The following is a 24123-nucleotide window of genomic DNA, read 5'->3' on the forward strand; positions in this document are numbered from 1 at the left end:
GCTAATAGCCATTCGCTAACAGCTTACAGCTACAGAAATATGGCCTGGTTCAAGCGCGTAGAAAAGGGCATTGTGACCCCTACCGAGCAGAAAAAAGAGACCCCCGACGGCCTCTGGTACAAGTGTCCGGAGTGTAAGACCGTAGCTACCATGGCCGAGCACAAGCGCTTGCTGTACGTGTGCGGCAACTGCGGCCACCACGACCGCATCGACGCCGCCGATTACTTCGAAATTCTCTTCGACAAAGGCGAGTTCACCGAGCTTGACGCCGACCTCACGTCGGGCGACCCACTGCATTTTGTGGATACCAAGGCTTATCCGCAGCGCGTGGCGGCCACCGAGCGCAATACCGGCCTGAAGGATGCCGTGCGCACCGCCCACGGCCAAAGCGCCGGCCAGCCGTTGGTAGTAGCTGCCATGGATTTCAAGTTCATTGGTGGCTCAATGGGCTCGGTGGTGGGTGAGAAAATTGCCCGTGCCATTGATTATGCCCGCCAAACCCGCACGCCGTTCCTCATGATTTCGCGCTCCGGCGGGGCCCGCATGATGGAAGCCGGCTATTCGCTGATGCAGATGGCCAAAACCTCGGCCAAGCTGGCCCTGCTATCCGAAGCCGGCGTGCCCTACGTGAGCCTACTCACCGACCCGACTACCGGCGGCGTCACGGCCTCGTTTGCCATGCTCGGCGATTTCAATATTGCCGAGCCGGGAGCACTCATTGGTTTTGCTGGCCCGCGGGTTATCAAGGAAACCATTGGTAAAGACTTGCCCAAAGGCTTTCAGAGCGCCGAGTTTGTACTGGAGCATGGCTTTCTAGATTTCATTGTGGACCGACGCGACCTGAAGCAGAAACTGGCTGATTTGCTGGGGATGCTTCAGCCTACGCCGGTAGCTGCGGCCACTCCAGCACCAGCCCGCCGCGCTACAAAAGTGCAGTAGAACGCTTGTAGAGGCTGTTTTTTATTTTCGGCACACTTCTTGAAAAACCCGTTTCCGATACCGGAGCGGGTTTTTCCCGTATACGGCTCGAAGTAACTTCACCAATCTCTTTTTTCACATGAATACCTCCAAATCGATTCTTTCTGTTCTGATGGCCTTTGTGCTGCTATTCAGTTCCTGCGCCACTTCACAGCAAGCCACTACCCAGCCTGACCTATCCTCGAATAACGGCACCGGCGTACGTAAGACCGGCATGAGCAAAACTGCCAAAGGTGGCCTACTTGGCGCTGGTGGTGGCGCCGTACTTGGTGGCGTAGTAGGCGGCCTATTAGGCGGCGGCAAGGGCACAGCCATTGGTGCTATTGTGGGTGCGGCTGCAGGCGGCACTACCGGCGCAATCATTGGGCGTAAGATGGACAAACAAGCAGCCGACCTGCAGAAAGATATGCAGAACGCTAGAGTTGAACGCGTAGGCGAGGGCATCAAAATTACCTTCGATTCGGGCATTCTCTTCGATACCAATTCGGCTACACTGCGCCCGGCTTCAGAATCGGACATCACTAAGATGGCGGCCATTCTGCAGAAATACCCCGATACCAACGTCCTGGTTGAAGGCCACACTGATAACAGCGGCAGCGATGCCATCAACCAGCCCCTGTCGGAGCGTCGTGCTCAAGCTGTGGCCAACTCAACCATTGCCAAAGGGGTAGCTTCGAGCCGCATCACGACCCAGGGCTACGGTTCGACCCAACCCGTAGGCGACAACTCGACGCCCGAAGGCAAACAAGCCAACCGTCGCGTGGAAATTGCCATCTATGCCAACGAAAAAATGAAAAAAGCTGCCGAGAACGGTTCGCTCTAATGCCTCTGTCAGTTGTTTCGACCAGTTGGAAAAAGGCTGCCTGTCTAGGCAGCCTTTTTTGCTTTTGTAGCCAAGGGCAGAAACCTGCTTGTTGCCATACCAACAACCCTGTTTTGCCTGCATGCGTTAAAACCAGGTGTTCCCTCCCTATTCATTCTAATTCCTTTGAACCATGAAATTCCCTCGTTTAATACTTGCCTTTCTATTGATGTTCTTCATGATGGCCGCTTCGGCTGTGCAGGCACAGACGCCCAAAAAAGGCTGGAGCAATAAGGCCAAAGGTGCGGCTATTGGCGGCGGTGCGGGTGCAGTAACTGGAGCCGTAATTGGCGGCGGCAAAGGGGCCATTATTGGTGGTGCGGCTGGTGTTGTTGGCGGTGGCCTGATTGGCCGCAACAAGGACAAGAAGAAAGACCCCGCCCGCTACGAAGCCTACCGAAACAAGAAATAAGTCGGCTTTATTGTCGCTTGATTTGGAAAGCCCTGCGGCACAGCGGGGCTTTTTTTGTGATTCATCGGGCAGACAGGCGAACTAAACGAGTTCGGTTTATACTTGGCAGCGTGAGTTTGGCAAGGTGGTTGCAAATAGCGTACTTGCCGGCCCATTGCACTCGTTGTAGTTCTACACGGGCTTTTTTATCCAAACCCTTTTTTAAACATGAAATTTCTTCGTTCGTCCCTCGCATTCCTGTTTGCGCTGCTGCTGTTGGTAAATAACTTCGCGCAGGCCCAAACCACTACCGTTTCGACGGATAAGCCGAAAGGTATGAGCAAAACCCTCAAAGGCGGCCTCATTGGCGGCTTGGGTGGCGCAGTAGCCGGTGGTGTAGCCGGCCGCCTGATTGGTGGTAAGTCGGGTACTGCTACCGGGGCCATTATTGGTGCTGCCGTAGGCGGTACGGCTGGTGCTCTTATCGGCCGCAAAATGGACAAGCAGGCTGCTGAACTGCGCCGTGACTTGGAAGGTGCCAAAGTAGAGCGTGTAGGTGAAGGTATCAAAATCACCTTCGCTTCGGGTATCCTCTTCGGCTCGAACTCTTCGAGCCTGACCCCAGAAGCTGCCGGCAACATTGACCAGCTGGCTGCCACGCTGAAAAAATATGCTGATACCAACGTAACCATCGAAGGCCACACCGATAGCTCTGGCTCGGATGCCATCAACCAGCCCCTATCGGAGCGCCGTGCTCAGGCTGTTTCGAATGAAATCCAGGCGCAGGGCGTTGATGCAGCCCGCATCACGGCCACAGGCTACGGCTCGACCCAACCCGTGGCCGACAACACCACTGCTACCGGCAAAGCAGCCAACCGCCGCGTAGAAGTGGCTATCTTCGCCAACGAGAAGATGCAGAAAGCCGCTAAGAAAGGCCAGCTGTAAGGTCTGAACCACGGATTTGTCGGATTAGCAAGTTGGTCGGATTTTGTGAGCGACTGACTTTATAAACCCGAGTAGTAAGATTGAATAGAAAAAGCCGCCTTCTGGGTGGCTTTTTCCGTTTATATCTCATCCACAAAATCCAACCAATCCGCTAAAACGACAAATCCGTGGTTCAGACAAGCTACACCTCATCCGCCGCCGAAAAGGCCGGGGCCGACCACCAGATTCTTGACCAGTTCTACGGCCACTTGCCGCCTGAGCCGCGCCGCACGCCCATGCGCGAGTTGATTTCGACTGTCCTCTCGCACCGCACCACCCACGCCGACGAAGAACTGGCCTACGACCGTATGCTGGAGGCCTTTGGCGACTGGGCCGGGGTGGAGGCTGCCCCCACAGCTGAGCTGGCCCACGCCATCCGAACCACACGTTGGCCCGACACGCAAGCTCCGCGCATTCAGGAAATCCTGCGCCGCATTCGGGCCGAAACGGGTGGGCCATTAGACTTGGATTTTCTGGCCGATTGGCCGACGGAAAAGGGCATGCAGTGGCTGACGGATATGCCCGGCATCGGCCTGAAAACGGCTTCGTTGCTATTACTTTTCAACTACCACAAGCCAGTGCTGCCCGTCGATACGCATGTGCACCGGGTGGCGCAGCGAGTAGGCTTTCTGGGACCAAAGGTGTCGGTGGAAAAAGCTCACAACGTGCTGCTGGCCCTGCTGCCGGCTGATGCAGAAACGCTGTTTAATTTCCACAAACACAATTACTGGCACGGCCAGCAAATCTGCTTTTTCCTAAAGCCAAATTGCCCCCGCTGCCCCCTAAAAGGCTTCTGTAACTACTACGAGGAGCACTACGGCCCGGCCACGGCCGAGGTACTGGTCGCTACCCCTGCCAAGTGGGACGCGGCCGCCTGGGGCAAGCTGCCGCATTAGGCCTGAGCAGTCAGCCGTTAGCTATTAGCTATTAGCTTCGTTATAGCGGCTGAATAGCCCGGAATATAAAAAACTGATAGCTAAGAGCTAACGGCTGACCGCTCAGAATATGCGTCTTGTTAAGCACCCCGTCCTTTGCAACTACTACGTCACGTATCGCTGCAATGCGAAATGCGCGTTTTGCGATATCTGGGAGAAGCCTTCGCCCTACATCACGCTCGAAGACGTAACCCAAAACCTGCGCGACCTCAAGCGACTGGGGGTGTCGGTGATTGATTTTACCGGCGGCGAGCCGCTGCTGCACCGGCAGCTGCCCGAGTTCCTGGGGCTGGCGCGCGCAATGGGTTTCATCACCACCGTTACGACCAACGGCCTGCTCTACCCCAAAAACGCGGAAAAGCTGCGGGGCAAGGTCGACATGCTGCACTTCTCGCTCGACTCGGCCGACCGTGACACCCACGACCTGGGCCGCGGCGTGGCCTGCTACGATTTCGTGCTCGAAAGCATTCGTGTGGCCAAAGAGCTGGGCGAGCGGCCGGATATTCTCTTCACCGTCTTCCGCAAGAACCTGGCAGACCTGGAGGCCGTGTACCGCGACATCACCCAGCCCAATGGCCTCGTCCTCATCCTAAACCCCGCTTTTGAATACGGCGACGTGGAAACCGGCGAGCAGCTGACTCCCGAGGAGCTGGACTACCTTTCCGCGTTTGGCCGGCGCAAAGGCGTGTATCTGAACGAAGCCTTTATTCAACTGCGGCGCGACGGCGGCAACCACGTGGCTGCGCCCGTGTGCCGGGCCGCTAGCACCACGCTGGTTATCTCGCCCAGCAACGAATTGGTGCTGCCCTGTTACCACCTCGGCGAGCAGAAATTTCCCATCGATGGCAAGCTGTTTGAACTGTATAATGCGCCTGAAACCCAGCGCTTAGCTGCGCTGGAAGGCCGCTTGCCGCAGTGCGAGGGCTGCACTATCAATTGCTACATGCAGCCCAGCTTCGCAGTGGAAACGAGCAAGTATTTCTGGCAGGCCCTACCCAGCACGTTGAAGTATAACTGGGAAAAAGGCACCTGGAAGCGGCTGGTCGGAGTAGCATAGTATGCCAAGAAAAGAATATCATGCTTCCCTACGCATTGCTCACTGCATAATTTAAAAAATGCCTGCTCTCATCCTCCCCGTTCACGGCATCTCGCCCACCATTCCTGCCGACTGCTTTGTTGCTGAAAACGCTACCATTATTGGCGATGTTCACCTTGGTTCGAAATGCACCGTTTGGTTCACGGCCGTGATTCGCGGGGATGTGCACAGCATCCGCATCGGCGACGAAACCAACATTCAGGACGGCGCTGTCTTGCATTGCACTTACCAAAAGGCCCCGTTGAGCATCGGGAGCCGCGTCAGCATCGGGCACCGGGCGCTGGTACACGGCTGCACCGTGGCAAACGATGTACTCATCGGTATGGGGGCCATCGTAATGGACCACGCGGTGGTCGGCACAGGCTGCATCATCGCGGCTGGGGCTGTGGTATTGGAAAATTTCGTGTGCGAACCGGGCTTTCTCTATGCCGGGGTGCCCGCTAAAAAAATTAAACCCGTGACGGATGAGCAGCGGGAAGGCCTGCGGCGCACTGCCGCTAATTACCAGACATATGCGAGCTGGCTAGCTGTATAAAAGCATAAGAATGCTTATGCATGCTGTAATTTTCGCTAATATTTTTGGCTTATTTGTCTATTAAAATAGTGCCATCCTTAAACGTAGCTGTACCTTTGTGCGGATTGGCAGTAGCTCAACAAAATCAGATTTGAGCGATTGTAGTCACCTTTCCCAAACCCTTTCACAGTTTACGTTTATGAAAAAAGTTCTCCTCCTTGCCTTAGCAGGGGCTTCGTTCGCACTGTCTTCGTGCTCCATCACCCTGCCCGTAGCAGTGTCCAGCAACCCAATCGGTAGCAAAGTGGGCAGCTCTACTGCAACGGTATTTCTAGGCGTTCTGTCGTTTGGTGGCGATGCCTCCATCCAGGCGGCAGCTAAAAAAGGTGGCATTACGCGTGTGTCGACGGTGGATATGAAACAGTCGAACATTCTGTTCATCTACCAGCAGTTCACCACGATGGTAACGGGCGAATAGTTTTTGATTTGGTTGCGGCTAAGTCCTGTTTGGGGCCGTTTCAACTACGAGAAAGCCGGGGCGATGCTCCGGCTTTTTTATTGTAAAACAGTTTCTAATTCTCTCAATGACCTTTCGTTTTAATGGCTGGGCCGTGTTGCTTACACTGGCACTCCTGGCTGGCTGCCAACAAGCCCACAAGCAAAGCGGGACTGTATACTTTGGACCTACGGCTGTGTACCGGCTGCCAAAAGGTACCCACGAAGCAATGCCAGATACGGCGTCGACGGCTTTCTACGAGCGGCGCTTCAACTTTCATCCCCGCTTCAACCAGCCCTTGCACCGCATTGTGGCCGGCAGCCCAACCGAGACCGTGTACCTGGGCATTGCCATGCCGCCGGTGCCCGCCAACTTGCAGGTGCTGGTCGAGCCTGATGCGGTATGGCAGGTGGTGGGGCGTAAGGCCCTCCCAAGTGCCGCACAGCTGGCCCTGCTGCGTGGTCGCAACAGCGAATTCAACGTGCGCTATGTAGGAAAAGCCAAGTCCGGCAACGTTCACGTCGTGAACTTGCTCACCCGCGATTCGGTGGTGGCGCGCAGCTATTACGACGCACCTAAGCCCTATAAGGGCAACCTACTGCTATGAGCTGGCTGCTTATGAGACTCGTGGGCTTCGGTGTAGCAGCCATCGGCTTGGGCGCATGCGTGACGATGGCAGGACGCGGGTTACCAGCCAGCAGTGGCAGTGTACCTGCCGGGCCTGCCAACCGGGCTATCCGGGAACTGTATGTTGGGCCGGGGGTGACGCAGTATTTTCTTCAGCCTCAACAGTTCATGGGGCCAAACGAGCAGCAGACAGCTGAGGTGGATATTGTGGCTCGTGATTCAGCCCAGATTCCCCGATATGGACTGCTGCACCTTTCCGTGGTGGCACCAGCAGCCGTAAAATTCCCAATTGACACCCTGTTGCTATCTACCGCTGGCCGACCAGTGTCCTTGCTGGCCGCACGGGTTTTATATGCCGAGCCAAAGGGCCAGGGTACTCTCTCCCGCCTGGAGGCTTATCTGACGCCTGCCCAACTGCGGGAATACCTCAACAGCCCAATGCAAACCCTATTGATAGGCGGTCCAACGGGGCGGCGGACATTTCTGCCTAGCAAAAAAGCTCAGGTAGCGCTGCGTGCTTTTGCTGCGCGCGTGGTTGGCCCAACCAAACAGTAACAGCCCGCTCCACTCGCTGCGGCTACAACAAGCCCGTATGTTCTTTACGGGCTTGTTGGAAGCCCGCTAGAGTAGGAGGGAGCCCTTTGGGGTAGGTTCACACTGCTTGATGACGGCAGGAATGTACTACAGTTCGTCGTCGAGCTCGCCGCGTGGTGCTTCGCGCTCCAGAGGGGTGGTTACCCGAAGCTGCACCAGTTCCACGGCGCGGCGTGAGCGCTGGAGCACCCGGAACTCGTAAGGGTCGAGCACGGCTACATCGCCCACTTCCGGAATGCTGCCGTAGATGACATTAAGCAAGCCACCCACGGTTTCGTAGTCTTCGCCTTCGGGCAGGGGGAAGGGGAGGTACTCGTTGGCGTCGGATATGGGCGTGGCAGGGTTCACGCGGTATTCGTCCTCGGTCACCTTCTCCACCACGGGCACCTCGTTGTCGTACTCGTCCTGGATTTCGCCCACCAGTTCTTCCATAATGTCCTCAATGGTGACGATGCCCGACACGCCGCCGAACTCGTCGCTCACAATGGCCATCACAATGTGCTTGCGCTGAAACTGGCGCAGCAGGCGGTTAATTTTCTTGGTTTCAGGCACGAAGAAGGGCGGGCGCATGATGCGGGCCAGCTCTACCGGCTCGCCGCGACGAATGATGGGTAGCAGGTCCTTCACGTTGAGCACGCCCACGATGTTGTCGATGTTGCCCTCGTACACCGGCATCCGCGAAAAACCTTCGGCAAATACCAAGTCCAGAATGGTCTCAGCCGGCGCGTTCACGTCTAGGGCCGAAAGCTTGGTGCGGGGCACCATAATCTGCTTCACCATCCGGTCGTTGAACTGGAACACGTTCTCAATCAGCTCGTGCTCCGAATCCTGAATTTCACCGCTCTCCTTGCTTTGGTCAATGAGGAGGCGCAACTCGTCGGAAGTGTGAGCCTCGGTGCCATGTACGTTCTGAATGCCTACCGCGCCCAGCAGCAGGTTGCTGGCTTTCGAGAGAAACCACGTTAGGGGCCGGGTAATGTAGTAGAAGCCGCGCAAGGGCAGTACCAGTGCTAGGCTCACCGCTTCGGGCCGCTGAATGGCCAGCGCTTTCGGAAATAGCTCCCCAAACAACACGTGCAGGAACGTGAGCACAATCAGGCCCAGTGCGATGGCAATGCTGTGGGCCGTGCCCGCCGAGATGCTCAGCCCCAACTTGGGCAGCACGCCCAGGAAAAATTCGGTAAACAGTTCTTCACCCACTGCACCCAGTAGCAGCGAGGCAATGGTGACGCCCAACTGCGTGGCTGATAGGTAGTCGTAAAGCTTGCGCAATACGCCCAGGGCAAGGCCAGCGAGGCGGCTGCCTTCCTTGGCTTTTATCTCCAGCTGCGAAAGCCGTACGCGAATCAGCGAGAATTCGGCAGCCACGAAAAATCCGTTTACCAGAACAAGTAAAACGGTCAATAGTAATTGTAAACCCATGTCGGCGGCCCCCGCGACGCGGTCGGTCTGGGGGCCATTGTTGCCCAAAAGTACGCAGTTTGGCGCAGGTGGTTGGTCTAATGTGTAATCAACTCACCAGTTTGTCACGAAGTGGGGTTTATTTTGTGGGCCGTTGAGCCCGTAAGGACTCGTCAATGGCGACGACTAGTAGGCTGCGGAAGTGATGGTAATTATAAACGAGAACGGTCGTCTGACTGTTAGCGATGCCTAACTGAAGCAACAAGCCTGCGACATAAACTATCGTGATGAAGAATATTTGGATACTTAACGCGCTGATGCTGTGGATTGGGCTGACTGGTTCGGCCGCCGCACAGATTCTCGTGCCCACCCACCTGAGCACGGCCCTGAGTAAGCCCACCGCCAAAGTAGGCGAGGAGGTCGAGCTCATCATCACGGCCCGCATCGACGATAAGTGGCACCTTTACTCCTCCGATTTCAGTGAGGATACCGGCCCGGTAGTCTTCACCATGAAGTTTAAGCCCAGCCCAGCCTACGCGCTGGTGGGCAAGCTGCAATCCATCAAGTCGCACCATGAGCACGACGACGTATTTAACGGCGAAGTGGCTTTTTGGGAAAAAACCGGTGAGCTGCGCCAGAAAATTAAAGTACTCCAGCCCGGCCCGCTCACCATCTCCGGCGATGCCGACTACCAGACCTGCACCGACGTGGACGGCCGCTGCGTGCCCGGCAACGAAACCCTGAAATTCGGCCCGCTCACCGTGACCGGTGCCGCTGCTCCGGCCAAAGCTACCGGTGCCGTACCCCCAGCCGCTGATGCGCCCGCCAAACCAGCCACCGCAGCCGTTGCCGTCGCTGCTCCTACCAAGCCAGCGGAAGCGGCGACTACTGCTCCTGATTCGGCGTCTGCAGTTGAAGCAACTGCCGTTGCTCCAGCACCTGATGCTCCGGCCGAAGTAGCGCCCGCACCAGCCGGCACCGCCGTCGCAACGGCCCCCGACCCGGTGAAGGAAGCCGGCGGCCTGTGGGGCTTCGCACTGTTGGCTTTCACGCTGGGGCTGGCCGCGCTGGTCACCCCCTGCGTGTTCCCCATGGTGCCCATGACGGTTTCGCTCTTCACCAGCGGCAACGACAGTCGGCAGCGTGGCATCTTCAAAGCGCTGGTGTACGGAGCCAGCATCATCGGCATCTACGTGCTGATGGGAGTACTTGTATCGGTGCTACTGGGTGAAGACGGCCCGAACCTGATTGCTACGCACTGGCTGCCCAACCTGATTTTCTTTATCGTATTCGTGGTTTTTGGCCTGTCGTTTCTGGGCTTGTTTGAAATCACTCTGCCTCACCAGATTGTAAACCAGGTAGATGCCCAGGCGGATAAAGGCGGCTGGGCCGGTATCTTCTTCATGGCCCTCACCCTGGTGGTGGTATCGTTTTCTTGCACCGCGCCCATTGTGGCCAGTATTCTGGGCATGGCGGCCCGGGGCGAGCGGATTCAGCCCATTGTGGGCATGTTGGGTTTCTCGATGGCCTTTGCGCTGCCGTTCACGCTATTTGCCATCTTCCCTTCCTGGCTGAAAAGCCTGCCCCGCTCCGGTGGCTGGCTGAACACCGTGAAAGTGGTGCTGGGCTTTGTGGAACTGATGTTGGCTCTCAAATTCCTGAGCACCGCTGACCTGGCCTACCACTGGCAGTTGCTGAACCGCGACGTGTATATCGTGCTCTGGATTGTGCTGTCGGCCTTGCTCGGTTTCTACTTGCTGGGCAAGTTCCGCCTCTCCCACGACTCGCCGCTCGACCACCTCAGCGTGGGACGTCTGCTGATGGCTGTGCTGGCCTTCGCCTTCACCGTGTACCTCGTGCCGGGCCTGTTTGGCGCGCCACTGCCCTTACTGGCCGGCTACCTGCCTCCCCAGAGCAAGCATGATTTTTCGCTGGCCAGTGCCGGAAATGGTAGTGCTCCGGCCGTGGCTACGGCGGGCAATAGCGCCGGCCGCGAAGTGCCGCGCTTCGGTGAATTCCTTGAGTTGCCCCACAACCTCGAAGGCTATTTCGACCTAGAACAGGCCAAGCGGGTTGCACGCCAGCAGCACAAGCCCATTTTTATCGACTTCACCGGCCACGCTTGCGTGAATTGCCGCAAGATGGAAGCCACCGTGTGGAGCGACCCACAGGTGCTGGAGCAATTGCGCAACGATTATGTGGTAGTGGCGCTGTACGTGGATGATAAAACCGAACTGCCCCAGAAGGAGTGGTACACCTCTGCCCATGATAACCAAGTTAAAACCACGCTGGGCAAGCAAAATGCCGACCTCCAAATAACCAATTTTGGCTTCAATGCCCAGCCTTACTACGTGCTGCTCGACCCGGACGGCGCCACCAACAAGCCCCTCGTAGCCCCAATGGCTTACCAGCCCGATGTGGCTCAGTTTAGTGCCTTTTTACAGGCGGGAGCCAAGCAGTTTCGCAACCAGCGTGGGCCAGTAGCAGCGCGTTAATTAACTTGCTGTCCAGTTGTTGATTTAGCGTAGTGAGCGTCTTCCCCAAACGATTGAAAGCACGAAGAGGCGACCCCCACCCAGAGGCCGCCTCTTACAAGTGTGAGACGCGCACCCACCCAGATGCGCTGCCTCGTTTTCCCCTCTTCTCCTCCGTATCCAACCACGGCCGTAGAGAAAGGAAGATTCCTTTCATAAGGAAGTTGGGGAATGAAAAAGCCGAATAATTCGACATTTATGCATTGGCCATCTTCCTGCTACGTTGGCGCCGCGGCCTTCTGCCTTGGATTATGACAAATGTAATATGACAACTTGCGCGATGCAAATAATTCCCTGGTTTAACGTAAAATTTACAATAAATTTAATTTACACACCTTAATTTAACATTCTCTTTAACTTCTTTCCGCAAAAAATGGCCAGAAATTACGAACTTGATGACACTGACCGCAACATTCTAAACCTGCTTATCCAGGATGCGAAAATGCCGTACACGGAAATTGCCCGCAAGGTTAATGTTTCGGGTGGCACTGTGCACGTCCGTATGGCGCGTCTTGAGGAGTTGGGAATCGTGCAGGGTGCAACGCTACGTATTGATTATCAGAAGCTTGGATATGGCGTGAGTGCCTTCCTGGGCATCTACCTGCTGAAAAGCTCGGTGTATACCAGTGTGGTGACCCAACTGCGCGAAATTCCGGAGGTAGTGAGTATTCACTTCACCACTGGGGCTTATGGAGTTTTTGCTCGTTTGGTGTGCCGCGACACCCAGCATCTGCGTGATGTGCTCCATGACCGGATTCAGCCCATCGATGGCATCGAACGCACCGAAACACTAATTTCGCTGGAAGAAGTAGTGAACCGCCCCACGCAGCTCACATAGCTGCACCAGACGGGTACTGACTGAATTTGCAGACCGTCCTGCCATGCTGCTCCTGCCTCTCCAACCGAGCAGCGCGGTCAGCATGGCAGGGCGGTCTTCGTTTCCTCTCTTCAACCGGCCGGACGGCTCCGCCGTCGGGCCGCTCCTACACTAGCTTAAGTGTTGCTCTATGGAGGAAGGAGAGGCTTTGAATCGTCAATTAATAGATGTCCGACGCCAGTTGGTTTCCAAACAAGCCGATGCTGCCAGTCTGCTAAGTGTATGGCTGTAATTTTGTGTTGTGCTCACAACTCCCGCCCCGCCCGCCACGCTGCTTATTCAAACCGCTTTCATCGGCGACGTGATTCTGATGACGGCGCTCCTTGAATACCTCCACCAGACCGAGCCTGCTACGCCTGTAGATGTGCTAGTGCGGCGCGGCAACGAAGGCCTCCTAGCCGGCCATCCCCACGTGCGCAGCATCCTGATTTGGGACAAAAAGTACCGCAAATACGCCGCTCTTTGGGATTTGCTGGGCCAGATTCGAGCCGCGAAGTACGGCCGGGTGGTGACCTTGCAGCGCTTTGCCAGCACGGGTTTCCTTACGGCTTTTTCAAAAGCCAAAGAGCGCATCGGCTTCGCTAAAAATCCTCTAAGCCGGTTCTTTACCCGCCGAGTGCCGCACCAAATTGGCAATGGCGTGCACGAGGTGACCCGCAACCTGCGGCTGCTCAACGAGGAGTTGGGAATGAGGAATGAGCAATTGCGCACGGATAATAATTCTTCATTCCTGATTCCTGATTCTTCGTCGAATAAGGCGCCATTATACTTGCCCCGGCTGTACCCTTCGGCTGCTGATGAGGCAGCTGTGGCGCCCTACGCCGAGAGTGGGCCGTACATCTGCATTGCGCCTACATCGGTCTGGTTTACCAAGCAATATCCGGAAGCGAAGTGGCTGGAATTGCTGGCGGCGCTGCCTCAGCACGTGGCGGTATACCTGTTGGGCGGCCCACCCGATGTGGCTGCCTGCGAGCGATTGGCCGCTGCCAGTGGCCGAACCAATGTGGTGAGCATTGCCGGCAAAATAGGCTTGTTGGCCTCTGCTGCCCTCATGCGCGGGGCGATAATGAATTACGTGAACGACTCGGCCCCCATGCATCTGTGCTCGGCCGTAGGGGCACCCGTGACGGCTATTTTCTGTAGCACGGTGCCGGCGTTTGGGTTCGGGCCGCTGGCGCCGGTTTCCTTCGTGGTCGAAACTCGGGAGCCGTTGGCGTGCAAGCCTTGCGGGCTGCACGGGCACGGAGCTTGTCCATTGGGGCACTTTCGCTGTGCATACGGCATTGAGCTGGGACAATTACTGGAATCAGTGAGCAGTTAGCAGCGAGTAGTTACCAGTGCAAGAAGTTATGCCTTGCCAACTGTTCACTGCTAATTGCTCACTGCCTTCTGTACCTTTGTAGACTTATGCTTGATTATCACATTCACGAATATCCTAATGGTATCCGCCTCTTACACAAGCAGGTACTCCACACTAAAATAGCGCATTGCGGATTTTTGCTCGACATTGGCTCGCGCGATGAGGCTCCGCACCAACAAGGGCTGGCGCACTTCTGGGAGCACATGGCTTTCAAAGGGACCGAAAAGCGCAAGTCGTTCCACATTCTCAACCGCCTCGAAACGGTAGGCGGTGAGCTGAACGCCTACACCACCAAGGAAAAAATCTGTTTCTACGCCGCATTGCTCAGCACCCACTTCGAGCGGGCGTTTGAGCTGCTGACTGACTTGACGTTCAACTCCGTGTTTCCCGGCCGCGAGGTAGAGAAGGAGCGGGGCGTGATTCTGGAGGAAATGAGCATGTACCAGGATGCGCCGGAAGACGCCATCATCGACGATTTCGATACCGTCGTGTTTGGTGAGCATCCATTGGGCGTTAACATTCTGGGTACCCGCGAAAGCGTGAGCCGCTTCCAAACAGCCGATTTTCACGCCTTTTTGCAGGAGCAGATGCGAACCGACCGGCTAGTATTCAGCTCGGTGAGCAACCTGCCTTTTGAGGCGGTGAAGAAGCTGGCGGATAAATTCCTGGCCCCGCTGCCGGCGAAATTGGGCCCGCGCACACGCCGACCGGTGGGCAGTTACCAGCGCAAAATGCAGGTCGAGACCCGGCCCATTACCCAGGCGCACTGCTTGGTAGGCGGCCCGGCCTACTCGCTGAACGACCCACGGCGCATCCCATTCTTCATGCTGAATAACATCCTCGGTGGTCCCGGCATGAACTCTCGGCTCAACCTGGCAGTACGTGAAAAATATGGCCTCGTGTACACCATCGATAGCACGTACTCGCCCTACACCGACACCGGGTTGTTCGGCATCTACTTTGGCACCGAGGGCAAGCAGCTCAACCGCACGGTGGGCCTGGTTCAGAAGGAGCTTAAGCTGCTGCGCGAAAAAGAGCTAACCACCAACCAGCTGCATATCGCTAAGCACCAGCTAATGGGCCAATTGGCCATGAGCGAGGAAAGCAACGGCGGCTTGATGCAGCTACTGGGCAAAAGCACGCTGGACTTGGGCCGTGTAGAACCGTTGAGCGAGATTTTCTCGAAAATCGAAAAGGTTTCGGCTACCGAATTGCGCGAGATGGCCAATGAAGTGCTGACCGAGGAGCACCTGAGCGTGCTACAATACGTGCCGGAAGGAAAGTAATGAGCCAACCGGTGTTCGGGCACGTCGGGACTTACCGGCCGGGCGACACATTTCGGAACCGCATCGATTTGGCCCTAAGTGGTGTGCACCGGCCACGCCGGGCGGGCGTGTGCGGCACCCAGTACCTTGGGGCCGAGAGCGTTGTGCTGGCCGGCCAGTACGAAGACGATGAGTTTGGGGAAGAGGAAATCCATTATTCCGGCAACGGTGGGCGCGACCCGAAATCTGGTCGACAAGTCACTGACCAAGTGGCGACTGGTACCAACCTTGCCCTGTTGCGAAGTGCAGAAACCAAGCAGCCGGTGCGGGTGCTGCGCAAAGTACCAGCCGAGGACGGTGGGCCAGATGTGTACCGCTACGAGGGATTATATTCCGTAGTCGGCTCCAGCTTTGGACCTGGGAAATCGGGTTTTCAGGTGTATGTATTTCGACTCCGGCCTATCGGATTTTAGCCCGCAGAGGGCGTAAAGGGGCCCGCAGGAGGTTGCGCAGAACGGTCTGCGCAACCTCCTGCGGGCTAAATCTATGTAGAATAATGAACGACCCCATCGAAACCTACGCGGCGCTGCACACCGCTCCCGAGCCGCCGCTGCTGGCCCAGCTAACCCGCGAAACACACTTGCAACTGCTGATGCCACGCATGAGCAGCGGCCACGCCCAAGGCCGACTGTTGAGCATGCTGAGCCATCTGATACGACCCCGACGCATCCTGGAAATCGGTACGTTTTGCGGATACGCCACGCTGTGCATGGCCGAGGGACTCGCCGATAACGGGCTGATTCATACTATTGAAATAGACCCGGAAAAGGAGTCGCGCATTCGGCGCTACGTGGCGGCAGCGGGCCTGACGGAACGGGTGCAGCTATATATCGGTGCGGCGCTCGATGTTTTGCCCGGCCTGGTCGATGAAGTGTGGGATTTGGTCTTTATTGATGCCGACAAGCGGAGCAACGACGCGTACTTTGAAGCTGTCATTGAACAGGTGCGGCCAGGCGGGTTGCTTATCGTCGACAACGTGCTGTGGGGCAATAAGGTACTGCCGGCCCACGAGGTGAAAGCCAGCGATAAGGATACGCCGTTGGTACGCGCCTTCAACGACAAAATAGCCCGGGATTCGCGCGTGGAGCCTGTTTTCTTGCCCTTACGGGATGGGCTGTTGCTCCTGCGCAAGAAAATATAGACTGCACAATCGATTGTCCTCCGAAAAAACCTTGCCGGGCCGAATGCCGTCAAATGCCTTCCTGAGAGTTTCCCGTCATATTCTATGCGAAATTTTACCCTGCTCTTTTTTCTGCTTCTGGGGCTGACTGCGGCCCATGCCCAGGCACCAACCACGGTAAGTGGCCGCGTGACCGACGGCAAGGACCAGTCGGCGCTGATTGGGGCCAACGTGCTGCTCATTCACCTGCCCGACTCGGTGAAGCGCGGCACGGCCGTGGACACCGATGGCAAATTTCAGTTCGATAACGTGGCGGCGGGGCGCTACGTGCTTGATGCTTCTTTCGTGGGCTACCAAAAGCTGAGCCAGCCCGTAACTGTGGCCAGTACACCCGTACAGGTGGGCACACTGGCGCTGCAAACGGGTGGCGTGCAGTTAAAAGGAGTAGTGGTGACCGGCCAGGCTGCCCAAAGTGTGCAGAAAGGTGATACCACGCAGTATAACGCCCGTGCCTTTAAAACCAACCCCGACGCCACTACCGGCGACCTCATTGAAAAGATGCCCGGCGTGAGTCGCGGAGCCGATGGCAAAGTGCAGGCCCAAGGCGAAAACGTGGCCCAGGTGCTGGTGGACGGCAAACCTTTCTTCGGCACCGACCCCGACGCTGTGCTCAAAAACCTGCCCGCCGAAATGGTGGACAAAGTGGAGGTATTTGACCAGCGCAGTGAGCAGAGCCGCTTTTCGGGGTTCGATGATGGCAACACGACGAAGACCATCAACATCGTGACCAAGATTGAATTCCGCAACGGCACCTTTGGGCGCGTGCTGGCCGGAGCGGGCCCGGAGCGCTACAAAGCCAGTGCCAACGTGAATAAGTTTCGGGGAGCAGAGCGCATGTCGGTATTGGCGCAGAGCAACAACGTGAACGAGCAGAACTTTGGTACCGAGGACCTGCTGGGCGTGGTGGGCAATTCCAACCAGGGTGGTGGGGGCCGTGGCGGGCAGCGTGGCGGTGGGGGAGGCGGCAACGGCGGCAATGCCGGCGACTTTCTGGTGAACCAGAGCGGCGGCATTTCTAAAACCAACGCGGTGGGCCTGAACTACTCCAATACCTGGAACAAGAAAACGGAAATGTCGGGCAGCTACTTCTTCAATCGCGCCGATAACACCATCAACAGCAGCGTGCAGCGCTACTATGTGGACACAGCCAATACGCGCTTCAACCAGACCGGCAACACCAGCAGCCTCAACACCAACCACCGCTTCAACATGCGGCTGGAGCACAAGATTGACACGGCCAATTCCATCTTGTTTCGGCCCCGTTTCAGCTACCAGCTGAACGATGCAGCAAGCAATGTATTTGGGGTAACAAGCCGCGGCGGCCTGGAGCAGAGCAACATTACGAGTAAGTACGGCTCGGGCAACAACGGCCTGAACACGGGCGGCGACGTGCTATTGCGTCACCGCTTCGTGAAGCCCGGCCGCACGGCCAGCCTGAGCATTGGCGGCACCTACAGCCAGCGCAAGAGCAACACGACGCTTCGCACTGTTGATACAGGCTCGGCCCTTAACAACCTCGACCAGGCCAGCAACCTGAACCAGAACGGCGGCAACATCAACGCCAACCTAGCCCTCACCGAGGCCATCAGCAAGCAGGACCAACTGCAGGGCAACTATGCCATCAGCTACGCACCCAACAACTCAAACAAGTACACCTACGACGTGCTCACGGGCGATACCCGCGAGCTGAACGAAGGCCTCAGCAACGTGTTCGACAATTACTACTTTAACCAGTCGGGCGGGATTACCTACCGGCACGTCACGCAGAAGTTTCAGGGCAGCGTGGGGGTGGCTGGTCAGTATTCGGAGCTGTACAGCGACGCGCAGTACCCGCGGCCCCAGATTGGGCGCTACTACTTCGTAAACGTGCTGCCCAATGCCAACGCCAGTTACCGCTTCACGCGCCAGAAAAACCTGCGCCTGAACTACCGCACCAATACCAACGCGCCCAGCGTGAGCCAGCTGCAGGCCGTGGTGAATAATTCTAACCCCCTGCAGCTCACCATTGGTAATCCCACGCTACGGCAGGAATTCCAGCATTCGCTCAACATCCGCTACTCCGCCTCCAATCCCGAAGTGTCGAGCAATTTCTTCGCCCTGTTGTCGGGCTCTTTCACCCAGAACCCCATTTCTAACCGCACCATTGTAGCCGCGCGCGAGACCACTGTGACGCCCGAAGGAGCCCCCGATGTGGTGGTACCAGCCGGGGGCCAGCTCACTCAGCCGACTAACCTGAGCCAGCAATACTCGGTGCGCTCGCTGGCCAGCTACGGCCAGCCCATCAAGGCCATCAAAACCAACGTGAACCTGAGCGCCAACGCCAACTTCACCCAGACCCCCGGCCTAGTAAACGGCGGCCTGAACTACGCCCGGGTGCCCTCGTTCGGGGCCGGCCTCACGCTGAGCTCCAACATCAGCGCCAACCTGGATTTCACGGCTTCGACCACCTCGAATAAGAACTTCGTTATCAATACCCTGCAAACAAAGCTAAACACCGACTACTTCTCGCAGGTAACCCGGGTACGACTGAACTGGATTGTGGGCCCTGGTATCAATATTGCTACCGACCTCGTGCACCAGGCCTACTCGGGGCTCTCGGCCGGCTACAACCAGCAATACGCCCTGTGGAATGCCAGCATCGGCAAGAAGCTGTTTCCCGGCCAGCGTGGCGAAGTCAAAGTCTACGCATTCGACTTGCTGGGCCAAAACCGCAGTATCTCGCGCAACGTGACTGATGCCTATTACGAGGACGTGCAAACGACTATTCTGCAACGCTACTTCATGCTGATGTTTACTTATAACATTCGCAGCGGCAATGTGATAGCGCCCACGCAAGGCGAAGGTGGCGGTGGTGGCCGTGAAGGCCGTGGTGGCTTCAACCGGCCCGATGGCGGCGGTCCTGGTGGTCCGCCCCCCAGCGGTGGGGGAGGCGGCGGCCCGCGGTAAGGCTGCATTAAACAGCAGATTAACATGCAGCACGCAGCAAGCTGAAGGCCGGCATAGCGAGGTAGTCCACGCATTTTGTCATGCTCCGTCTCCTTAGGCTTTGCGCTTTGGGAGAACGGTGTCGGGGGTGAGTTTTTGCCATCAGGTGGAGTAAACGAGTTGCTTCGCGGCACTCTGCTTGAAGGCTTGGCAACGCTCCGGCGCGGTTTTTTTGCGCAAAAATCAGGTTCTTTGTAGCTTCCGGGTCAAAAGCAGGCCCTTGTGTAGCTTATGCGAAATCCCGTTGCCTCGATAATATTGCTCGTAGCCCTGGCTAGTCCGCTGGCTGCTCAGACGTCGGTATCGCGCCCGCACCCCGATGTGCCCGCTGCGATGGATGTAGCTGGAATTCATTTAGTATTGAGCGAAGGAGCCCAGCGCCTGGTGCAGCAAAAAGCCGATGGCCTATGCCGCCACCAGCCGTCCTTCCAAGCCCGAGTCGATTTGGCTGATGCCTCATTCCCCATCATCGACCGGGTATTGAAGGAAGAAGGCGTACCGCTTGATTTTCGCTACTTGGCCCTCCAGGAAAGCGCCTTGCTAGGCAATGCACGCAGCAACCACGAGGCGGTAGGCTACTGGCAGCTCAAAGAGGAAACCGCTACTGGCCTGGGGCTTAGCGTGAATGATGCCGTGGACGAGCGCCAGCACCTCACTTCCAGCACCCGGGCCGCTGCTCGCTACCTTACCCGTAGCAACAACAGCCTGCACAACTGGATGAATGCATTGCTAAGCTACTACACCGGCTTGGGTGGGGTAAAGCCCTACACGCTCCCAACGGATTTCGACGCCACCGAAATGGCCATCACCGAGGCTACCTCGCCTTACGTGCTGATGTTTCTGGCCCAGAAAGTGGCTTTCGAGCCCTCGTGCGGCCTTAACCCCAGGCCGCCGCTGCTGCTCCGCGAGTTTCCCGCCACACCCGGCCAGACGCTGCAAGCTCAGGCCCTCACCCTGCATACCGACCCTGCTGCACTGGCCAAGCACAACTATTGGCTGCTGACTGCCGCTGTGCCCGCCGACAAGCCCTATACGCTCATCGTGCCCGTGGGCGACGTAACCCAGGCTGCGGGCATCCTTGCCAACCAGCGCTTGCAAAGCAGCAAGGAGTTGCTCAATGCGCCCACCGTGGCCCGTAATACGGCCGAGGTCCGCATTAATAAGCTTCGTGCCCTCATCGCCTTACCCGGCGAAACCATGGTGGACCTGGCCCGCCGGGCGCACCAGCGACTGGGAGAATTTCTGCGCCACAACGAGATGACGGGGTTCGATAAGCTGGTAGTCGGTCGGCCATATTACCTGGAAAAGAAGCGCGACGCGGCGGCCGTGGAATACCACGTCCTTCAGCCCGGCGAAACAATTTTCGACGTGGCCCAGAAGTACGGCATGCGCCAAAAAGCCGTGTACGCCAAAAACCGCATGGCCCGCGTGGAAGAGTTGCGTCCCGGCCGTGTGCTGTGGCTGCAACACACACGCCCCCGCGAAACCGCCATCGAATACCGCACCCAGCCCGAAGGCGTGGCCCTGGAGCGCCCCAGTGCCGCTGATATCGCAGCCGAAAAGGAAACGGACGCTTTGGTGAGCACTGCTAATGATGTGGTAGCCATGCGCCGCGAGGTAGCAACCGAAAGCGGCCAGGTTAAGGTGAAAGTCAAAGTGAAAGGCCAGGACGGCAAAACCAAAAGCAAGCGCGTTGTAGAAGATGCCGACGGCTGGGGCGAAACCCTGGCTACAGCTGCTTCTACGGCTTCCAGTACCCCGGCGGCGGCTCCGGCTCCGGTAGCTGCCGCGCCCTTACCCACTCAGCCGGCCCCAGTGCCTGCGCCCGTGCGGCCCACGCCAATGTCGGCCCCAGTGCGGCCTTCTTCCGCTAAAGTCACGTACCTGCCGCCGCCCGCTGCCGCACCGGCGCCAGCACCCCTGGCAGATGAGCCCAGCGAGGCTGATTCTGCGGCCATTGCACCCGATGTTAGTCGCCTGGAACCAGTGTTCAAGCCGGCCGCGCCAATCCCCAAGCCCGCCCCAACGAAGGCTCTCGAGCCTGTGGCTACGTATCCGGCGGCCGTGGCTGCCAAGCCAGCAGCGGCGCCTGCGCCGGTCGTAGCGCCAGTGGCCATGGGTAAGCCGGCAGGGACGGCTCCGAGAGCCATCCCCAGCGATGCCACCCATCGGGTAGAGGCTCGGGAAACGGTGTACTCCGTGAGCCGACTATACGGCATTGCACCAGCTACCCTGATAGCCATCAACCACCTGGAGCCGCCGTACGGCTTAGTGCTGGGCCAGGTGCTGAGCTTGAAAGCGGCGGAACCAGCGCTTGCTCCCGTTGTGCCAGTGGCGAAGGCTGCCCCCGCTGCCAAAGCGGCTCCCGTGTTCAAAGTTGCTCAGGCCCCAGCCCCGGCGCCTACGCAAACCCCCGCATCGCACAGCCAGCACACCGGGCGAATCAACCCAGCCACACTGTACGTACCGAAGAAAGCCACGTCCGCTGCAACCACGTCTGCTGTTACCCCCGCTGCTCCCGCGACTTCAGCCGCTGCAGTGGGCACGGTTACGCAGCACACTGTGGCCAAAGGAGAGACTTTATACAGCATTGCCCGCCTCTATAATGTAAAGGTGGCCGACCTGCAAGCCTGGAACAACAAGGCGGCCTCAGATGCTTCGGCCAAGATAGGGGAGGTGCTGCGCGTGCAGGCACCGGCTAAATAATGCGCGCCGCGGAGTAGCAAATGGCAACGACCGAAGCGTGAAACTTCTACATGTAGCTGTGTGATAAATTTCTGGTTAAGTGATGATTACTTGCCAGGGCCGGCCAAGGCACCTGAGTATTTTACCACGTAATAGTTAGCCGTAACATTGTCCTTCGTCAGCTCGGCTATCTGATAAATGGGGCCGGTATAAGCTTTCTCAATTTCGAACGTAATGGCGGGCGGGTCTTCGTTGCCCATTACTTCCAGCAGGCCGCTGTTTTTGGTGGTATACAGGGCGGCTTTCTCCTGCAGCTTGCCGTAGTCTTCCAGCAGCATGTAGGCCGAGCAGAGGTTGCCGAGCAGCGCGTTGGCCACCTTGCGGTTGATTTCGGCTTTCTTATTGGTCCAATCGGCTTTAGCCAGCTGTGCTTCCCAGGTTGCTACCAGGGGCAGTAGCTTGTTTTTGTCGAGCGTTGGCTCGGTAATCGCTTTTTCAAACTCGGTCGCGGCTTTGCTTATTTCCTGGTATGCGGGCATTTCGCCTTCCACGGCGTTCACTCCCAGTCGCACCGTCCAGTTATGGTCGACCATGGTATAGTTGATGCGGTCTCGGAGCGCTTGTAGCCGCTTTTTCGATAACTCCTCGGTGCAGGCATTTCTCAGGTACAAGTCCAGGTCCCAGCGGTAGTTAAACTCCGGGGAGCGCTCGGTGCCCTGGTTTTGCTCGAAATGCTGGAGTACGTGGTTGTTTTGCTTGTCGAGAAGCTCATAGCTGCTTGTGCCCGAATAGGCAATTGGGCAATAAAACTGCTCGTGCGTATCGCCACCAATAATATTGCGCTTTTCTACTTGTTCTGGCTGCGTAGCAAAGCCTTTGTGCCGGATAACGAGGGTGAGGTCGCCACCGGTTTTCTTGTATTCCAATCCCTGTAAGGCCGGCGGGGCGGGCAAATACAAGAGTGGCCGGCCCAGGTCGTACTCCACCGAATACGATTTATACTTAGCATCAATGGGCGCCGAAGCGGCTTTGTGAAAAGTGGACCAGATTTTATGTTCGGCTATTTTTTGGGAAGAAGCTGGGTGTGCTGCCAGCAGCGTCAGGGCAAAGGCAGCCGGCAGCCACTGGGCACGGACAAAGGAAAAAGTACGCATCGATAACATCATGAAATAGCGAAGTGGCGGCTTTTAAAGAAATAAGAGTCTGGCAGCAGTGGGCGCTTATTGAGGCACAGCGGCGTTGGCAAAGTCCAGAAACTCTTCCTTCGAATAGTAAATGGGCTGGCCATTCTTCATGCCTTTTAGCACCTGCGAGGTACTGGGGCCGGTATAGGTTTCATCGCCCCGGAAGGAAGGCGCCGCCTTTCCGAACACGCCTGTGTTTTTGCTGTCGAAGAGGCGCCCCAGGGTAACGATTTTGGGGTAGTCTTCCACCAGTAAGTAGGCTACGCACAAGTTGTTAAGCAGCGCGTTGGCCACCGTTTTGTTGATTTCGCTTTTCTTGTCGTCCCAGTTCACCTTGGCCAGGTGTTTCTCCCAAACCGCAATCAGGGGCTGGAGCTTCACCTTATCGGCCGATGAACTGGTGAGCAGCGTCGTCAGCGCGTTGGCCGAAGTGCTGATTTCGGTGTACGCCGGAGCCGCACCCTCAACGGTGTTGACCACCATCTCAACGTGAAAATCATGTGGGGCCAGGTCATAGGCAACGTTAGCCAATACCTCGTCCAGCAGCAGCTTCGCCTTGGCCGGAATATAAGGGCCCTGCACGTAGGCATTGAGTGCTTCCCGATTGGGAAAGTCCGGCGTATCCTGTATAAAACCATCCTTGTGGAATGCTGCCAGCAGGTTTTGGCCCCGCACATCAATCAGCTCGTAGCCATAATCAGCCTTACCGCTCAGGGTAAAGTGACAGGCGCTGGACGTTTTGCCATCGTTCTGAAGATAATTCCGGTAAGCAATGTGGAGGCCCTTAACCGTGACCTTCAGGAGCAAGTCGCCATCGGCTGCTTTGTATTCCAGTCCCTTGATAACCGGCTGTGCCCCGGCGGACATGTCCATGCCCCCAAAGTCGTATACCACCGAGTACGTCTTAAAGCGCGAAGCCAAATCAACTTTGGGGGACTTGTGAAAGGTAGTCCAAACCTTGTTGTCCGCAATCTTCTGAGCAGAAGCGTGCTGTCTGCCTAATAAACAGAATAGGAAAGCCAAACCCAGAAAGCGGGCAGAGTGCCAGAAAGCCGTTGCTAGCATTGCAATAATTAAACAAAAAATTAAATGATGAAGCTGCTACCCTCAAAGGT

The 24123-nt window shown here is 57.1% G+C and carries 21 protein-coding genes; 18 read left to right on the forward strand and 3 right to left on the reverse strand.

Annotated features, from left to right (window positions below; all coding sequences use genetic code 11):
• Window positions 1–39 precede the first annotated feature (39 nt).
• The 10 genes from accD (at window position 40) to J4E00_RS20060 (ending at window position 7438) form a co-directional block, all read left to right on the forward strand.
• Complete coding sequence (gene accD, locus J4E00_RS20015; RefSeq protein WP_208177047.1) at window positions 40–939, forward strand: acetyl-CoA carboxylase, carboxyltransferase subunit beta; 900 nt, start codon at window positions 40–42, stop codon at window positions 937–939.
• A gap of 118 nt (window positions 940–1057) precedes the next feature.
• Window positions 1058–1801 carry an OmpA family protein gene (locus tag J4E00_RS20020; RefSeq protein WP_208177048.1) on the forward strand — a complete coding sequence of 248 codons (744 nt, stop codon included), beginning with the start codon at window positions 1058–1060 and terminating at the stop codon, window positions 1799–1801.
• 172 nt (window positions 1802–1973) lie between these two features.
• On the forward strand, window positions 1974–2252 hold the full coding sequence (locus J4E00_RS20025) for a YMGG-like glycine zipper-containing protein (RefSeq protein WP_208177049.1): 279 nt from the start codon (window positions 1974–1976) through the stop codon (window positions 2250–2252).
• A gap of 207 nt (window positions 2253–2459) precedes the next feature.
• Window positions 2460–3176 (forward strand): OmpA family protein, encoded by a 717-nt coding sequence (locus J4E00_RS20030; protein ID WP_208177050.1) that lies wholly within the window; start codon window positions 2460–2462, stop codon window positions 3174–3176.
• 167 nt (window positions 3177–3343) lie between these two features.
• Entirely contained in the window at window positions 3344–4111 is a 768-nt protein-coding gene (locus J4E00_RS20035; RefSeq protein ID WP_208177051.1) for an endonuclease III domain-containing protein, read from the forward strand.
• A gap of 109 nt (window positions 4112–4220) precedes the next feature.
• The gene (locus tag J4E00_RS20040) at window positions 4221–5207 is read left to right on the forward strand and encodes a radical SAM protein (RefSeq protein ID WP_208177052.1); all 987 of its coding nucleotides are present in this window, start codon (window positions 4221–4223) and stop codon (window positions 5205–5207) included.
• 58 nt (window positions 5208–5265) lie between these two features.
• Window positions 5266–5781: a gamma carbonic anhydrase family protein gene (locus J4E00_RS20045; RefSeq protein ID WP_208177053.1), complete on the forward strand. Its 516-nt coding sequence runs from the start codon at window positions 5266–5268 to the stop codon at window positions 5779–5781.
• Between the two features lie 178 nt (window positions 5782–5959).
• Window positions 5960–6238 (forward strand): TRL-like family protein, encoded by a 279-nt coding sequence (locus J4E00_RS20050; RefSeq protein ID WP_208177054.1) that lies wholly within the window; start codon window positions 5960–5962, stop codon window positions 6236–6238.
• 106 nt (window positions 6239–6344) lie between these two features.
• Complete coding sequence (locus tag J4E00_RS20055) at window positions 6345–6863, forward strand: hypothetical protein (RefSeq protein WP_208177055.1); 519 nt, start codon at window positions 6345–6347, stop codon at window positions 6861–6863.
• Window positions 6860–7438, forward strand: a complete 579-nt coding sequence (locus J4E00_RS20060; RefSeq protein WP_208177056.1) for a hypothetical protein — start codon at window positions 6860–6862, stop codon at window positions 7436–7438. The genes J4E00_RS20055 and J4E00_RS20060 overlap by 4 nt, the downstream gene beginning before the upstream one ends.
• 126 nt (window positions 7439–7564) lie before the next feature.
• On the opposite strand, the gene J4E00_RS20065 is transcribed toward J4E00_RS20060, so the two are convergent.
• The gene (locus J4E00_RS20065; protein ID WP_236049986.1) at window positions 7565–8899 is read right to left on the reverse strand and encodes a hemolysin family protein; all 1335 of its coding nucleotides are present in this window, start codon (window positions 8897–8899) and stop codon (window positions 7565–7567) included.
• Between the two features lie 266 nt (window positions 8900–9165).
• On the opposite strand from J4E00_RS20065, the gene J4E00_RS20070 reads away from it, so the two are divergent.
• The 8 genes from J4E00_RS20070 (at window position 9166) to J4E00_RS20105 (ending at window position 21845) form a co-directional block, all read left to right on the forward strand.
• The gene (locus J4E00_RS20070) at window positions 9166–11373 is read left to right on the forward strand and encodes a protein-disulfide reductase DsbD family protein (protein ID WP_208177237.1); all 2208 of its coding nucleotides are present in this window, start codon (window positions 9166–9168) and stop codon (window positions 11371–11373) included.
• 412 nt (window positions 11374–11785) lie between these two features.
• Window positions 11786–12250: an Lrp/AsnC ligand binding domain-containing protein gene (locus tag J4E00_RS20075; RefSeq protein WP_208177058.1), complete on the forward strand. Its 465-nt coding sequence runs from the start codon at window positions 11786–11788 to the stop codon at window positions 12248–12250.
• A gap of 280 nt (window positions 12251–12530) precedes the next feature.
• Complete coding sequence (locus J4E00_RS20080; protein WP_317196652.1) at window positions 12531–13610, forward strand: glycosyltransferase family 9 protein; 1080 nt, start codon at window positions 12531–12533, stop codon at window positions 13608–13610.
• Window positions 13611–13696: 86 nt separating this feature from the next.
• Window positions 13697–14935, forward strand: coding sequence for a M16 family metallopeptidase (locus J4E00_RS20085; RefSeq protein WP_208177059.1), 1239 nt, complete (start codon window positions 13697–13699; stop codon window positions 14933–14935).
• On the forward strand, window positions 14935–15387 hold the full coding sequence (locus J4E00_RS20090) for a YDG/SRA domain-containing protein (RefSeq protein WP_208177060.1): 453 nt from the start codon (window positions 14935–14937) through the stop codon (window positions 15385–15387). The genes J4E00_RS20085 and J4E00_RS20090 overlap by 1 nt, the downstream gene beginning before the upstream one ends.
• An 83-nt stretch (window positions 15388–15470) precedes the next feature.
• Complete coding sequence (locus tag J4E00_RS20095) at window positions 15471–16115, forward strand: O-methyltransferase (protein WP_208177061.1); 645 nt, start codon at window positions 15471–15473, stop codon at window positions 16113–16115.
• An 84-nt stretch (window positions 16116–16199) separates the two neighbouring features.
• Window positions 16200–19100, forward strand: coding sequence for a TonB-dependent receptor (locus J4E00_RS20100; RefSeq protein ID WP_208177062.1), 2901 nt, complete (start codon window positions 16200–16202; stop codon window positions 19098–19100).
• 270 nt (window positions 19101–19370) lie between these two features.
• A complete protein-coding gene (locus J4E00_RS20105) occupies window positions 19371–21845 on the forward strand; it encodes a LysM peptidoglycan-binding domain-containing protein (protein ID WP_208177063.1) in 2475 nt (824 codons plus the stop codon).
• A gap of 86 nt (window positions 21846–21931) precedes the next feature.
• On the opposite strand, the gene J4E00_RS20110 is transcribed toward J4E00_RS20105, so the two are convergent.
• Entirely contained in the window at window positions 21932–22978 is a 1047-nt protein-coding gene (locus J4E00_RS20110) for a hypothetical protein (RefSeq protein ID WP_208177064.1), read from the reverse strand.
• A 66-nt stretch (window positions 22979–23044) separates the two neighbouring features.
• Window positions 23045–23929 carry a hypothetical protein gene (locus J4E00_RS20115; protein WP_208177065.1) on the reverse strand — a complete coding sequence of 295 codons (885 nt, stop codon included), beginning with the start codon at window positions 23927–23929 and terminating at the stop codon, window positions 23045–23047.
• Window positions 23930–24123 lie beyond the last annotated feature (194 nt).

It is taken from the genome of Hymenobacter negativus, assembly GCF_017571495.1.
GTDB classification, from domain to species: domain Bacteria; phylum Bacteroidota; class Bacteroidia; order Cytophagales; family Hymenobacteraceae; genus Hymenobacter; species Hymenobacter negativus.